Annotated in this window: 12 protein-coding genes; 4 read left to right on the top strand and 8 right to left on the bottom strand. The window is 61.6% G+C overall.

Annotated features, from left to right (window positions below; translation table 11 throughout):
- Positions 1 to 55 precede the first annotated feature (55 nt).
- Entirely contained in the window at positions 56 to 808 is a 753-nt protein-coding gene (locus tag AB4O22_RS16755; protein ID WP_223471597.1) for an anti-sigma factor family protein, read from the bottom strand.
- Positions 805 to 1,311 (bottom strand): sigma-70 family RNA polymerase sigma factor, encoded by a 507-nt coding sequence (locus AB4O22_RS16750; protein WP_003199976.1) that lies wholly within the window; start codon positions 1,309 to 1,311, stop codon positions 805 to 807. Before AB4O22_RS16750 ends, AB4O22_RS16755 begins: the two co-directional genes overlap by 4 nt.
- A 168-nt stretch (positions 1,312 to 1,479) precedes the next feature.
- Here AB4O22_RS16750 and AB4O22_RS16745 point away from each other — a divergent pair, with 168 nt between their 5' ends.
- Together AB4O22_RS16745 and AB4O22_RS16740 are read left to right on the top strand one after the other, a co-directional pair.
- Complete coding sequence (locus AB4O22_RS16745; protein WP_460096773.1) at positions 1,480 to 2,562, top strand: catalase family peroxidase; 1,083 nt, start codon at positions 1,480 to 1,482, stop codon at positions 2,560 to 2,562.
- A complete protein-coding gene (locus tag AB4O22_RS16740; protein ID WP_003199979.1) occupies positions 2,559 to 3,095 on the top strand; it encodes a cytochrome b in 537 nt (178 codons plus the stop codon). The genes AB4O22_RS16745 and AB4O22_RS16740 overlap by 4 nt, the downstream gene beginning before the upstream one ends.
- A 56-nt stretch (positions 3,096 to 3,151) precedes the next feature.
- Here AB4O22_RS16740 and AB4O22_RS16735 read toward each other — a convergent pair whose 3' ends face one another.
- Both AB4O22_RS16735 and AB4O22_RS16730 read right to left on the bottom strand, forming a co-directional pair.
- A complete protein-coding gene (locus tag AB4O22_RS16735; RefSeq protein WP_003199982.1) occupies positions 3,152 to 4,303 on the bottom strand; it encodes a M14 family metallopeptidase in 1,152 nt (383 codons plus the stop codon).
- Positions 4,304 to 4,796: 493 nt separating this feature from the next.
- Complete coding sequence (locus AB4O22_RS16730) at positions 4,797 to 5,138, bottom strand: DUF6124 family protein (protein ID WP_460096772.1); 342 nt, start codon at positions 5,136 to 5,138, stop codon at positions 4,797 to 4,799.
- Positions 5,139 to 5,269: 131 nt separating this feature from the next.
- Between AB4O22_RS16730 and AB4O22_RS16725 the strand changes: the two genes are divergently transcribed.
- On the top strand, positions 5,270 to 5,917 hold the full coding sequence (locus AB4O22_RS16725) for a LexA family protein (protein ID WP_223471601.1): 648 nt from the start codon (positions 5,270 to 5,272) through the stop codon (positions 5,915 to 5,917).
- Between the two features lie 29 nt (positions 5,918 to 5,946).
- Here AB4O22_RS16725 and AB4O22_RS16720 read toward each other — a convergent pair whose 3' ends face one another.
- The 4 genes from AB4O22_RS16720 to AB4O22_RS16705 are packed head-to-tail and all read right to left on the bottom strand — an operon-like array spanning position 5,947 to position 11,507.
- Complete coding sequence (locus AB4O22_RS16720; RefSeq protein ID WP_223471602.1) at positions 5,947 to 7,896, bottom strand: acetyl/propionyl/methylcrotonyl-CoA carboxylase subunit alpha; 1,950 nt, start codon at positions 7,894 to 7,896, stop codon at positions 5,947 to 5,949.
- Positions 7,893 to 8,711 (bottom strand): gamma-carboxygeranoyl-CoA hydratase, encoded by an 819-nt coding sequence (locus tag AB4O22_RS16715; protein ID WP_223471603.1) that lies wholly within the window; start codon positions 8,709 to 8,711, stop codon positions 7,893 to 7,895. The genes AB4O22_RS16720 and AB4O22_RS16715 overlap by 4 nt, the downstream gene beginning before the upstream one ends.
- A gap of 13 nt (positions 8,712 to 8,724) precedes the next feature.
- Entirely contained in the window at positions 8,725 to 10,332 is a 1,608-nt protein-coding gene (locus AB4O22_RS16710; protein ID WP_003199993.1) for a carboxyl transferase domain-containing protein, read from the bottom strand.
- An 11-nt stretch (positions 10,333 to 10,343) separates the two neighbouring features.
- Positions 10,344 to 11,507: an isovaleryl-CoA dehydrogenase gene (locus tag AB4O22_RS16705; protein ID WP_003199994.1), complete on the bottom strand. Its 1,164-nt coding sequence runs from the start codon at positions 11,505 to 11,507 to the stop codon at positions 10,344 to 10,346.
- A gap of 210 nt (positions 11,508 to 11,717) precedes the next feature.
- On the opposite strand from AB4O22_RS16705, the gene AB4O22_RS16700 reads away from it, so the two are divergent.
- A complete protein-coding gene (locus tag AB4O22_RS16700) occupies positions 11,718 to 13,415 on the top strand; it encodes an AMP-binding protein (RefSeq protein WP_460096770.1) in 1,698 nt (565 codons plus the stop codon).
- The last annotated feature ends 12 nt before the right edge of the window (positions 13,416 to 13,427 follow it).

Genomic DNA, 13,427 nt, shown 5'->3' with positions numbered 1-13,427 from the left:
TGATACACCGCCATCGCGAGCAAGCTCGCTCCCACAGAGATTCCCACAAGGGGGCTCAGAACTTCAGGGTCTGCTTGAGCCGTTGCACCGTCGGCGTATCACTGGGAATGACCATCGCATAGTTGTAGCCCGGCCCGGACCAGTACTCGGCTTGCAATTCGCCCTCGCGGCGACTGCCCCGGGGCAGGAGGAAGTTTTTCGGGCCGGGTGGGCGCACGTAGAAGCTGATTTTCTGACCGCTCGGGTCCTGATAGACCACCATTGCCGCCGCGCCTTGTTCGGTGCTGAGCAAGCGCCCGCTGACCGGCTTGAAGCCTGCGCCCGACAGGTCTGGCAGCCGGTCGGCCTGGGTGAAGTAGCGGTCGAGCCAGCCTTGCATGCTCAGCTCGTCACTCGTCTGGTAATCGGCCGGAAGGATGCCCTGTTGGGCAATCAAGCGGTATGCCTGCAGGGCGTCAGCCATCGGGGCAGCAGCGCTGAGCAGGGTCATTTGCCGCGCCTGCCAGCCACTGACCCCGCCCACGCTGACAGCCAGCAGCAACACCGCGGCGCTGGCCAGGTGGCGGCGGGAGCGATGTTTCAGGTGCTGGCGAATCATGGCCGGGTCGAGGTCGGGGTTGGGCGGCTGTTGCAAAGCGCCGCTCAGGGCCGTGCGCAGGTGTTGCGCGTCCTGTTGCCAGGCGCGGACCCGGGCGGCGACTTCCGGCTGGTTGGCCAGGTAGGCCTGCACCAGGCGCTGGTCGGCCTCGCTCAGTTGGCGATCGACGTAGGCGTGCAGGTCGCTGTCGCTGGGGGGCATGCTGATCATTTGAGTATCCGCAGGGTAGGGCGGGTGATTTCGCCGTCGCTGAGTTGGCGCAGGGCCTGGCGAGCGCGGGACAGGCGGGACATGACCGTGCCGATCGGCACGTCGAGGATGTCGGCGACTTGCTGGTAACTCAAGCCTTCCACCGACACCCACAACAACAGTGCACGTTGTTCCGTCGTGAGTTGATCGAAGGCCTGCAGGGATGATTGCGCGATCACGCTGCGCTCGGCCGAAGGGTGGGCATCGTCGCGGCCGGTGAAAAACTCCAGCATGCGCGCATACCGACGGGAGCGGCGATGACCGTCGAGAAACTGCCGGTACAGAATCGAAAACAGCCAGGCCCGCAGATCGCCGTCCGGGCGCTTGTCGTTCCACTTGGACAACGCCCGTTCCAGGCATGCCTGCACCAGGTCATCGGCGTTGCTCGGGTTGCGCGTCAGCGACACGGCAAAACGCCGTAGCCTGGGGATGAGCTCGCGCAACTGTTCGTCGAGTGCGTTCATGAAAGTGTGGTTTCTATGGGCAGTCATTGCGCCGGGACTGGAAAGACGACCCGCGAACGAGATTATTCCAGTGCAGGAAAAATAAATACGAGGTGTGGGAATAAACCTGTCACGCCTTCGTCTGACGGGTCCTTTCCAACAAATGGCCCCGAGCCCTGGAGCTTTCTCATGGTAGATCCTTCACCCTCGTCGAGCCGGCCACCCTTGAGTGCCGCCGGCCTGATATTGCGTCTGAGCGGCATCGCGGTGATTGTTGCCGCGCTGGCCGGGGCGTTTGCCTACGTCAATGGCAGCCTCGACCCACAGCGCCTGACACCGCAGGCGTTGGTCAATGTGCTGGAAAAAAACAACGGCGTTCATCCGGGCTTCCGACGCAACCATTCAAAAGGAGTCTGCGTCGCGGGCTATTTCCAAAGCACGGGCGAGGCCAGCGCCTATTCCAGCGCCCAAGTATTCTCGCAGCCGCAAACGCCAGTGGCTGGGCGTTTCGCCTTGCCCAGCGGCAACCCCTATGCGCCGGACGGCAGTGTGCCGATTCGCAGCCTGGCACTGCGTTTTACCCAGGCCAACGGCCAGCAATGGCGCACTGGCATGAACAGCATGCCGGTGTTTCCGGTGGGCACGCCCGAAGCCTTCTACCAACTCCAGCAAGCCCAGTCGCCGGATCCTGCCACCGGAAAACCGAACCCTGCGGCCGTACCGGCGTTCTTTGCCGCGCACCCCGAAGCGATGCCGTTCCTGCAATGGATCAAGACCGCCAAGCCGTCGGCCAGTTATGCCACCGAAACCTACAACGGCATCAACGCGTTCTATCTGGTCAACCCCGCCGGGCAGCGTCAGGCGGTGCGCTGGGGCGTGGTGCCGATGAGCCAGGACGCTGCGGATGCGACGCCACCCCAGGGGGGCGACTTCCTCGAGCAAGACTTGGTGAAGCGTCTCGCCGCCGGGCCGTTGCGCTGGCAGTTGAATATCTCCCTGGCCAACCCGGGGGACCCGGTGAACGATGCCAGCAAGACTTGGCCCGCCGACCGCAAGGTACTCAATGCCGGCACGCTGGTGCTCGAGCGCACTCAGGCGCAGGACAACGGCGAATGTCGCGACATCAACTATGACCCGCTGATCCTGCCCCAAGGGATCGAAGGTTCCGAAGACCCGCTATTGGTCGCGCGTTCCGCCGCCTATGCCAGTTCCTATCTGCGCCGTACCAGCGAAGTGAGCCAGTTGCCCGCCAAACAGGAGTCCCGCCCATGAGCGCCCCTCGTCACTTTGCACCGCTGGCCCGGCTGCTGCACTGGCTGATGGCAGTGATGATCATCGCCATGCTGTTCATCGGCGCGGGCATGGTCGCCTCGGTCTCCGAACGCCATGAATGGCTGCTGCAGTTGCACAAACCATTGGGTATCGCGATTTTACTGTTGGTGATCGTGCGCCTGGTGGTGCGTTTTACCACCCGTCAACCGCCGCTGCCGGCGGATCTGCCGGCCTGGCAAGTGCTGGCGGCAAACGCCTCGCATGTGCTGTTGTACGCCCTGATGCTGGTCCTGCCGCTGTTGGGCTGGGGCATGATTTCGGCGGCGGGGGACCCGGTGATGCTCGGCGACTCGTTGCAACTGCCTTCGATTCTGCCAGCCCACGCCCAGACGTTCGCACTGCTGCGCAAGGCCCACGGGTACTTGGCTTACCTGTTGTTCGTGACGGTGCTGGTGCATCTGGCGGCGGCGTTGTTTCACGCTTGGGTGCGCCGGGATGAGGTATTGGACAGTATGTTGCGCGGCAAGGGTTGATGGGTTGTGGCCAGGAGCAAGCTCCCTGGCCACAGAGGATTGATCAGGTCATTGGATCAGCGCAATTCGTCGACCATGGCCTCGATGGTGCTCAATACATCCTTGCCCAGTTGCATCGAGCGTTTGCCAGACCAGCCGGTGATCGGGTTCGGGTGATCGTTGTGGTCCTTGAACGGCATTTCCAGGGTCAGGGACAGGCAGTCATATTTCTGCCCGACCGCGTTGCAGGCCAGGGTCATGTTGGCCTGGCCCGGTTCGTCGCGGGTGTAGCCGTGAATGGTCTGGAAGTCTTTGGTCTGGTGCTTGAGATGGCTGCGAAAGCGCTCTTCGAGTTCGGCAATGCGTGGCGTGTAGCCCGGGTTGCCTTCGCAACCGGCGGTGAAGACGTGGGGAATTTCCTCATCGCCATGAGCATCGAGGAACAGATCGACGCCGTACTTTTCCATTTGCTGCTGGACGAAAAAGACCTCGGGACTGATTTCCGGACTGGCGTTCTGCCAGGCACGGTTGAGGTCCTGGCCCATGGCGTTGGTCCGCAGATGCCCGTGGAACGCGCCGTCCGGGTTCATGTTCGGCACCAGGTACAGATCGGCCTTGGCGAGCAACTGGTTCAGTTGCGCATCGTCCTGCTGCTGGAGGCGTTCGATCACGCCCTCCATGAACCACTCGGCCATGTGCTCGCCGGGATGCTGCTGGGCGATGATCCAGACTTTGCGCCGGCCTTGCGCACCGCTGCCTTTGCGCAGCAGCTGAACGTCACGGCCTTCCACGCTTTTACCGACGGCCAACAGTTCGGCGCCGGCCTTGTGCTGCGCTTGCTCGATCAGCCAATCGTGCCGGCCGCGACTGTAGGGTTCGAAGTAGGCGAACCAGGCGTTGGTCTGTTCGGTCTCCAGATAAAAACGCAGGGCGTCGCCTTCAAATTGGGTCGGAATGCGGAACCAGTTGACGTGATCGTAGGAAGCAACGGCCTGGTAGCCCGTCCAGGCCTTGTTGTAAGACGATTGGCTGGCGTTGAGCAGCCGGAAGGAATACTCCTGGCCGACGTGCAGGCCGCTGGCCTTGAAGTGGAACCACTGGAAATGGGCGCTGCGGGTGTCGGGCCTGATCTTGAGCAACGACTGCAACGGGTTGCTGATGTCGACGACCTCGATGTTACCGCTGTCGAAATTGGCACTGATATCAAAGGAAGATTTAGCCACGGTCACGATTCCTGGAGAGGATTTTCATGGCCATTACTGTACACGCAAGAAGGGGGAGCCGAGACGATTTACGTCACGTAAAAGAGGGGGCGTCCTCCCTGGACGCCGAGCCAGCTTAGAGAGTCTGCAATTGATTCTCAAGCGCTGGCTGCCGATAGTTTCAGCCTGCGTGGCGGGGCTGCTCTTGCAATCAGATATTCATTTGCTATCATCGCCGCCACCAAATTGGCAGCACCCAAAAAGACTTCTTTAGCCTGAAGCCATAAGCCGAAAAATCGGCAAAAAAAAGACCCGGCAAAAAGCCGGGTCAAAAACCGTGATTAGCCTGATGAGGAGATATTCCAGAAGTCCGACCTAAGGTCTTCTGGTCTATCGACTGATCTCGCGATCAGCTGATGCAATAATAATCATTATCATTTGCAAGTCAAATGGTTTTATCGCATCGATTGGAAAATTTTCTCGTCGTCCGCGTTCGCGGCGACATTCCCAAGCGTTACCCCTAGCGAGTCGGGTAGCGATCCAGGGATCGGTCAAGTATCACCTTGACCAGATCAATCATGTGCACCACCGAAAATGCCAGGTCACGGCTCGAACCGTTCAACTGGTTGGCGGACTCGTGGGCGGTCGCCGCTGCACAGCGCAGCAGGTCGCAGGCATGAACAAGGGCTTCTTCTGCGCCGATGCTGTGGTGGACGTCGAAGAAACGATGTTCTGCCTGTGCCTGCGAAACACCTGGTTTCAAGTAGTAGTCGAGGGCGCGTTTGGCCGCCGGGCAATCCTGCAAGGAAGGGAACGTGCTGTCGAAAGGGCTGCCGGGTTGGTCTTTGTCGGGTGTATCCATGGTGATAAAAATCTCCGTGTGTGGGGCTGAACTCCTGAATCCAGAGTAGTACTTATCGTAATTGTGACGATAATTTAAATACTACAATTTGTGTTTTGAATGGCCGGAGTCATCCACGTATCGTGCCGCACATGGATAAATGGATAGAGTTGGTCAAGGCCAAGATGAAGGAGCTGCGCATCACGCAAGTGGTGCTGGCAGAACGGTTGGGAATGTCCCAGGGCGGCGTCGGCCATTGGCTGACCAGGCGCCGGCAACCCAGTGTCGAAGACATGAACCGGGTCCTGCGGGAGCTGGGGCTGGAGTTTTTGGAAGTGGCGATGGTGATTCGCGAGCCGGACACCTCCACGGACGAAGGCATGACCCTGGCGCAGAAGTACAACCCGTACTTCCGCTACCCGGTCAGTGAGTGGCACGAGGTTGGCGAGGTTCGCGAAGGCGATCCTGGCGCCTACAGCCAGGTGCGCTACGAACTGACGGACTACCACGCCCTGGGGGCCGCGTTCTGGCTGGTGGTGGTGGGCGACGCGATGACCGCACCCAGCGGGTTGAGCATTCCCGAGGGCATGTCGATCCTGGTGGATCCGGCGATCGAGGCGGTGCCAGGCAAACTGGTGGTCGCCTGCTTGCCTGGCAGCAGTGACGCGACCTTTCGCAAATTGATCGAAGAGAGCGGGCAGCGTTACCTGGTTCCGCTCAATCCGACTTACCCGAAAAACCTGTACACCGAGCAATGTCGCCTCATCGGTGTGGTGGTGCAGGCCACCATCAGGTTCTGACTGGATCGGCCCAAGGAGCGGGCCGATGCCTATTCTTCGAACGCCACCAGGGCGCTGCCTTCGCTGACCATTTCGCCTTCCTGGCAATACAGCGCCTTGATCACCCCGGCCTTGGGCGCACGAATGCTGTGCTCCATTTTCATGGCCTCCAGGACCACCAGTTGAGCCCCGGCTTCTACCGGCTGGCCGACACTCACCAATACCCGCACGATACTGCCGTTCATGGGCGCGACCAGGCCGCCTTGATGGCTGTGGCTGGCCTCGGCGGCGGCCAACGGGTCGTACAGGTCGATCCGGTGCAGGTCACCCGCCCATTGCAGATACAGGCTGTCGCCTTGGCGAATGACCCGATGACTGCGGCGCATGCCGTGGTGCTCGATCACCAGTTGCTCGCCCTTGAGTTCCGCGCAATGGGCGCTAACGTCCAGCGTCAGCGCGCGATCCTGGCCTTCGCAGCTCAGGTGCAAGGTGGTTTCCCTTGGCAGCCCCAGACGCAGCCCGGTGGTGCTGGCCCAAGGCGAATCGACATCATCGCAGCGCACGCGCGGTGTCAGGCTCAAGGCGAAGCCCTGGGCGGCTGCGAACCAGAACGCATCATCCAATTCGCCCGGCTCTGGCAGCAATTGCGCCTGGTAACGTGGGATAAATCCGGTGTCCAGTTCTGCTGCCGCGAAGGCGGGGTGGGCCACGATTCGGCGCAGGAACCCGATGTTGGTTTTCAGCCCGCCAATGGCAAATTCGTCGAGCATGCTCAACAGCCGCAAGCGCGCCTGCTCACGGTCTTCACCCCAGGCAATCAGCTTGCCGAGCATCGGGTCGTAGAACGGCGAGATTTCATCGCCTTCTTCAACCCCGCTGTCGACCCGTCGGCCCGGACCCTCGGCCGATTCGCGATACAACGCAAGGCGTCCGGTGGCCGGCAGGAAATCGTTGACCGGGTCTTCGGCATATAGCCGCACTTCGATGGCGTGACCGAGCAGCGGCACTTGCGCTTGAGTGATCGACAAAGGTTCGCCTTGGGCGACGCGGATCTGCCAGGCTACCAGGTCCAGTCCGGTGATCGCTTCGGTGACTGGATGCTCGACCTGCAAGCGGGTGTTCATTTCCATGAAGAAGAATTCGCCCCGCGCATCCAGCAGGAACTCCACCGTGCCGGCCCCGACGTAACCAATCGCTTGGGCTGCGCGCACGGCGGCTTCACCCATGGCCTGGCGCAATTGCGGGGTCAGGCCGGGGGCGGGGGCTTCTTCCACCACTTTCTGGTGGCGGCGCTGGATCGAGCAATCGCGCTCGTTGAGGTACAGGCAGTTGCCGTGTCGGTCGGCAAATACCTGGATTTCCACATGGCGTGGCTTGAGCAGGTACTTTTCCACCAGCATCCGTGAGTCGCCGAACGAGGACTGCGCTTCACGCTGGGCCGAGGCCAGGGCTTCGGCCAGTTGGCTGACGTCCTCGACGACTTTCATGCCCTTGCCACCACCGCCGGCCGTGGCCTTGAGCAATACCGGGTAGCCGATGTGCTCGGCGGCGTCGCGAAAGTTCTCCAGGTCCTGGGCTTCGCCGTGATAACCGGGCACCAGGGGCACCCCGGCGGTTTCCATCAAGGTCTTGGCCGCCGATTTGCTGCCCATGGCATCGATGGCCGAGGCCGGTGGGCCGAGGAAGATCAGCCCGGCGCTTTCAATCGCCCGGGCGAACCCGGCGTTCTCGGATAGAAAACCATAACCGGGATGGATGGCCTGGGCGCCGCTGGCTTTCGCTGCGGCGATCAGTTTGTCGATTTGCAGGTAGCTGTCGGCGGCCTTGCTGCCGCCCAGGTCGACGCGGATGTCGGCTTCACGGCTGTGGCGGGCATCGCGGTCGGTGGCGCTGTGGACGGCAACGGTGGTCAGGCCCATGGCCTTGGCGGTGCGCATCACGCGGCAGGCGATTTCGCCACGGTTGGCCACCAGCAACGTGGTTAGGGCAGGGGCGTTCATCGACGCGGCTCCTTGTTATTCGATTCGGCTTGCCAGTTTGGCGCACGCTTTTGCAGGAAAGCCCGCAGGCCTTCCTGGCCCTCCGGGCTGACGCGGATGCGGGCGATGGCGTTTTCGGTGTAGCGCCGCAGCGCCGGGGTAAGGGCGCCGTTACCGACTTCACGCAGCAGTTCCTTACTGGCGCGCATGGCCGCCGGGCTGTTTAGCAGCAGGTTGTCGATCCACTGTTCGACCTGCTGGTCCAGGGCCTCGGCCGGGTAGCTTTCCGACAGCAAACCGATTTCTTTCGCACGTTGCCCGTCGAAGCGTTCCGCCGTCAGGGCATAACGACGCGCGGCACGCTCGCCGATGGCTTGCACCACGAACGGGCTGATCACCGCTGGCGCCAGGCCAATACGCACTTCCGACAGGCAGAACTGTGCTTCATCGGCGCCAATGGCCATGTCACAAGCGCTGATAAGCCCCAGTGCGCCACCGAACGCGGCGCCCTGGACGACGGCAAGCGTGGGAATCTTCAGCTTGGCGAGGTTGTACATCAGCTCCGCCAGTTCCCGGGCATCATCGAGGTTGGTGTGGTAGTCGAGCTCGGCCGATTGCTGCATCCAGGCCAGGTCAGCGCCGGCGCTGAAATGCTTGCCGCGACCGCGGATCAGCAGGAAGCGCAAGGTTGGATCGCTGCTGACGTGGTCCAGCGCCAGGATCAGTTCGCGGATCATTTCGGCGTTGAACGCGTTGTTTTTCGACTCGCGGCTGAGCCACAGGGTGGCAACGCCCCGTGGGTCGGTGTGCAGTTCGAGGGTGTTGAAATTATCCATGGGCATTCCCCGTTTACATCCGGAACACGCCGAAGCGGCTCGGTTCGATAGGCGCGTTCAGTGACGCGGACAAGGCCAGGCCCAGCACATCGCGGGTCTGGGCCGGGTCGATGACGCCGTCGTCCCATAGCCTGGCACTGGAATAGTAGGGGTGACCCTGTTCTTCGTACTGATCGAGGATCGGTTGCTTGATCTCGGCTTCCTGCTCGGCGCTGAAGGGGTGGCCGCTGCGTTCGGCTTGTTCACGCTTGACCTGCACCAGCACGCCGGCCGCCTGTTCGGCGCCCATCACGCCAATCCGCGCGTTCGGCCACATCCACAGGAACCGCGGGTCGTAGGCGCGACCGCACATGCCGTAGTTACCCGCGCCGAAACTACCGCCAATGATCACGGTGAATTTTGGCACTTTGGCGCAGGCCACGGCCGTCACCAGTTTGGCCCCGTGCTTGGCGATGCCGCCGGCTTCGTACTTCTGCCCGACCATGAAACCGGTGATGTTCTGCAGGAACAGCAGGGGGATTCCGCGCTGGCAGGCCAGTTCGATGAAGTGCGCGCCTTTCTGCGCGGCTTCGGCGAAGAGAATGCCATTGTTGGCCAGGACCGCGATCGGGTAGCCATGCAAATGGGCGAAGCCGCACACCAGCGTCGTTCCGAACAGCGCCTTGAATTCGTCGAACACCGAACCGTCCACCAGGCGCGCGATCACCTCCCGCACATCGAACGGCTGCTTGGCGTCGGCCGAAACCACGCCGTACAACTCGTCGCCCGAGTAAAGCGGGGCAATCGGCAGGCGATGCTGCAACTCGCCCTGTTTGCGCCAATTGAGGTTGGCCACGCTGCGGCGAGCCAGGGCCAGGGCATGTTCGTCGCTGTCGGCGTAATGGTCGGCCACGCCTGAGATCTTGCAGTGCACATCGGCGCCGCCCAGGTCTTCGGCACTGACCACCTCACCGGTGGCGGCTTTCACCAACGGTGGGCCGGCGAGGAAAATCGTCGCCTGCCGGCGAACCATGATCGCCTCGTCCGCCATGGCCGGCACATAGGCGCCACCGGCGGTGCAGGAACCCATGACCACGGCGATCTGCGGGATGCCCTGGGCACTCATGTTGGCCTGGTTGAAGAAGATCCGGCCGAAGTGCTCGCGGTCCGGGAACACTTCGTCCTGGCGCGGCAGGTTGGCGCCGCCGGAGTCCACCAGGTAAATGCAGGGCAGGCGGTTCTGCTGGGCGATGGTCTGGGCGCGCAGGTGTTTTTTTACCGTCAGCGGGTAGTAGGAGCCACCTTTGACCGTCGCGTCGTTGGCGACAATCATGCATTCGACGCCTTCCACTCGGCCGATGCCGGCAATCACGCCAGCCGCCGGCACGTCTTCGCCATAGACTTCATGGGCTGCCAATGGGCTGATTTCCAAAAACGGCGAGCCCGGGTCCAGCAGCCGGTTGATGCGCTCACGGGGCAACAACTTGCCTCGCGAGGTGTGCCGCTCCTGGGCCTTGGGACCGCCGCCTTGGCGAATTTGCGCGAGCAGTGTGCGCAGGGCCTCGACGTGTCCGAGCATTGCATCGCGGTTGGCGATGAACTCCGGCGAGCGCGGGTTGAGCTGAGTGTGCAGCGTGGCCATGGTCAGCTCCGTTAGCGGGTTTCGTTGAACAGTTCGCGGCCGATCAACATCCGACGAATCTCACTGGTGCCAGCACCGATTTCGTACAGCTTGGCGTCACGCAGCAGACGACCGGCCGGGAATTCATTGATGTAGCCATTGCCGCCGAGGATCTGGATGGCGTCGAGGGCCATTTGCGTGGCGCGTTCGGCGCTGTAGAGGATCACCCCGGCGGCGTCCTTGCGGGTGGTTTCGCCGCGCTCGCAGGCCTGGGCCACGGCATACAGGTAGGCGCGGCTGGCGTTGAGCTGGGTGTACATGTCAGCGACCTTGCCCTGGATCAGCTGGAATTCGCCAATGCTCTGGCCGAACTGCTTGCGGTCGTGGATGTAGGGCACGATCAGGTCCATGCAGGCCTGCATGATCCCGGTCGGGCCGCCAGAGAGCACGACGCGCTCGTAGTCGAGGCCGCTCATCAGCACTTTCACGCCACCGTTGAGTGCGCCGAGGATGTTTTCTTCCGGCACTTCGACGTCATCGAAAAACAGCTCGCAGGTGTTGGAGCCGCGCATGCCGAGCTTGTCGAATTTGTTGCTGCGGCTGAAGCCTTTCCAGTCGCGCTCGACGATGAAGGCGGTGATGCCATGGGGACCTTTTTCCAGGTCGGTCTTGGCGTAGATCACGTAGGTATTGGCATCGGGGCCGTTGGTGATCCAGGTCTTGCTGCCATTGAGCACGTACTTGTCGCCATGCTTGTCGGCCCGCAGTTTCATCGATACCACGTCGGAGCCGGCGTTCGGCTCGCTCATCGCCAGGGCACCTATGTGTTCGCCGCTGATCAGCTTGGGCAGGTATTTGGTTTTCTGTTCGTGATTGCCGTTGCGGTTGATCTGGTTCACGCAGAGGTTGGAGTGGGCACCGTAGGAGAGGGCGACCGAGGCCGAGCCGCGGCTGATTTCTTCCATTGCCACTACGTGGGCCAGGTAGCCCAGGCCAGCGCCGCCGTATTCCTCCGGTACGGTGATGCCCAGCAGGCCCATGTCGCCGAACTTGCGCCACATGTCGGCGGGAAACAGGTTATCGATATCGATCTGCGCTGCTCGCGGCGCCAGCTCGGCCTTGACGAAGGCCTGCACCTGGTCGCGCAACATGTCGATGGTTTCGCCGAGGGCAAAGTTCAGGGATGGGTAGCTCATGGGACACCTTTGGCTTTTTTATCGGGTGCGGAGAGTGGCGGAATCGCTCTCACCTTTACGTTAACGTAAGCTTGTGACGAGAGGCTGTCAATCGCCCTTTACGTTAACGTCAACTTGAGCCAGAGTAAGTGCGCTTCAATAGCTTTACCCAAGGCATCTGTGCGTGAGATTCCACTGCTACACCCACTAATAAAGACAAGAGGGGGCGTCATGGATCAACCCGGTTCGCATTCGCAGCTCAGCTACACCCGTGGCTCCCAGGCCAAGGCTTTGCTGGCCCAAACCATCGGCGAGGTTTTCGACCAGACGGAGGCCCGCTATCCCGAGGGCGAGGCGTTGGTGGCTCGCCATCAATCGCTGCGTTATACCTGGCAACAACTGGCCGACGCCGTTGATCTGCACGCCCGAGCCTTATTGGCGCTAGGCTTGAAAGCCGGCGATCGCCTTGGCGTGTGGGCGCCCAATTGCGCCCAGTGGTGCATCAGCCAGTTCGCCAGTGCGAAGATCGGCGTCATTCTGGTCAACATCAATCCGGCCTATCGCGTCTCTGAGCTCGAATACGTGCTGAAACAATCCGGATGCCAATGGCTGGTGTGTGCCGGGTCGTTCAAGACTTCGGATTATCACGCCATGTTGCAAGCGCTGGTACCAGAGCTGGCGGAGCAATCGATTGGCCACCTGCAGAGCGAACGTTTGCCGGATTTGCGCGGTGTGATCAGCCTCGATTCCCAGCCACCATCAGGTTTCCTGCCCTGGTCGCAACTGGCCGCCCTGGGTGCGGCGGTGACGCCGGAACAACTGGCTGAACGCCAATCCAGCCTGCGGTCCGATCAACCGGTGAATATCCAGTACACCTCCGGCACCACTGGTTTCCCCAAGGGCGCCACCCTCAGTCATCACAACATTCTCAATAACGGATACATGGTCGGCGAAAGCCTGGGCCTGACGGCTGGCGATCGGCTGGTGATCCCGGTGCCGCTCTACCATTGCTTCGGCATGGTCATGGGCAACCTGGGCTGCATGACCCATGGCAGCACCATGATCTACCCCAGCGATGCCTTCGACCCGTTGCTGACGCTCAAGGCCGTGGCCGAGGAAAAAGCCACGGCACTGTATGGCGTGCCCACCATGTTCATCGCCCTGCTGGACCAGCCGCAGCGGGGCGACTTCGACGTGTCCAGCCTGCGCACTGGCATCATGGCCGGGGCCACATGCCCCATCGAAGTGATGCGACGGGTCATCAACGAAATGCACATGGCCGAAGTGCAGATTGCCTACGGCATGACGGAAACCAGCCCGGTGTCATTGCAGACCGGTCCTACAGACGAACTGGAACTGCGCGTAACCACCGTCGGCCGTACCCAGCCGCAACTGGAAAGCAAAATTATTGATGAGGCCGGCAATATCGTCCCGCGTGATGCTGTCGGTGAGTTGTGTACCCGTGGCTACAGCGTGATGCTCGGTTACTGGAACAACCCCAAGGGCAGCACCGATGCCATCGACCCGGATGGCTGGATGCACACGGGCGATCTGGCGACCATGGACGAGCAGGGCTACGTGCGCATCGTCGGGCGCAACAAGGATATGATCATCCGCGGCGGGGAGAATATTTACCCGCGTGAGCTGGAGGAGTTCTTCTTCACTCACCCGGCGGTGGCGGACGTGCAAGTGATCGGCATCCCGTGTTCGCGCTATGGCGAGGAAATCGTCGCCTGGATCAGGTTTCATCCCGGCCACAGTGCCTCCGAGCAAGAACTGCAGGCCTGGTGCAAGGAGCGCATCGCTCACTTCAAGACGCCGCGTCATTTCAAATTCGTCGAAGAATTTCCCATGACGGTCACCGGCAAGATCCAGAAATTCCGCATGCGCGAAATCAGCATCGAAGAACTGCGCGATAGAGAAGGCTGAGCAAAATCCCCT

Source organism: Pseudomonas sp. S3_B11 (assembly GCF_054667715.1).
This window is presented reverse-complemented; position numbering and strand designations above follow the sequence as displayed.

What these genes read in the sequence shown, in the direction of transcription:
- AB4O22_RS16745 (WP_460096773.1), top strand. Translation starts at nt 1,480, where the DNA reads ATGGTAGATCCTTCACCCTCGTCGAGCCGGCCACCCTTGAGTGCCGCC.
- AB4O22_RS16725 (WP_223471601.1), top strand. Translation starts at nt 5,270, where the DNA reads ATGGATAAATGGATAGAGTTGGTCAAGGCCAAGATGAAGGAGCTGCGC.
- AB4O22_RS16720 (WP_223471602.1), bottom strand. Translation starts at nt 7,896, where the DNA reads ATGAACGCCCCTGCCCTAACCACGTTGCTGGTGGCCAACCGTGGCGAA.
- AB4O22_RS16730 (WP_460096772.1), bottom strand. Translation starts at nt 5,138, where the DNA reads ATGGATACACCCGACAAAGACCAACCCGGCAGCCCTTTCGACAGCACG.
- AB4O22_RS16755 (WP_223471597.1), bottom strand. Translation starts at nt 808, where the DNA reads ATGATCAGCATGCCCCCCAGCGACAGCGACCTGCACGCCTACGTCGAT.
- AB4O22_RS16710 (WP_003199993.1), bottom strand. Translation starts at nt 10,332, where the DNA reads ATGGCCACGCTGCACACTCAGCTCAACCCGCGCTCGCCGGAGTTCATC.
- AB4O22_RS16750 (WP_003199976.1), bottom strand. Translation starts at nt 1,311, where the DNA reads ATGAACGCACTCGACGAACAGTTGCGCGAGCTCATCCCCAGGCTACGG.
- AB4O22_RS16700 (WP_460096770.1), top strand. Translation starts at nt 11,718, where the DNA reads ATGGATCAACCCGGTTCGCATTCGCAGCTCAGCTACACCCGTGGCTCC.
- AB4O22_RS16705 (WP_003199994.1), bottom strand. Translation starts at nt 11,507, where the DNA reads ATGAGCTACCCATCCCTGAACTTTGCCCTCGGCGAAACCATCGACATG.
- AB4O22_RS16740 (WP_003199979.1), top strand. Translation starts at nt 2,559, where the DNA reads ATGAGCGCCCCTCGTCACTTTGCACCGCTGGCCCGGCTGCTGCACTGG.
- AB4O22_RS16715 (WP_223471603.1), bottom strand. Translation starts at nt 8,711, where the DNA reads ATGGATAATTTCAACACCCTCGAACTGCACACCGACCCACGGGGCGTT.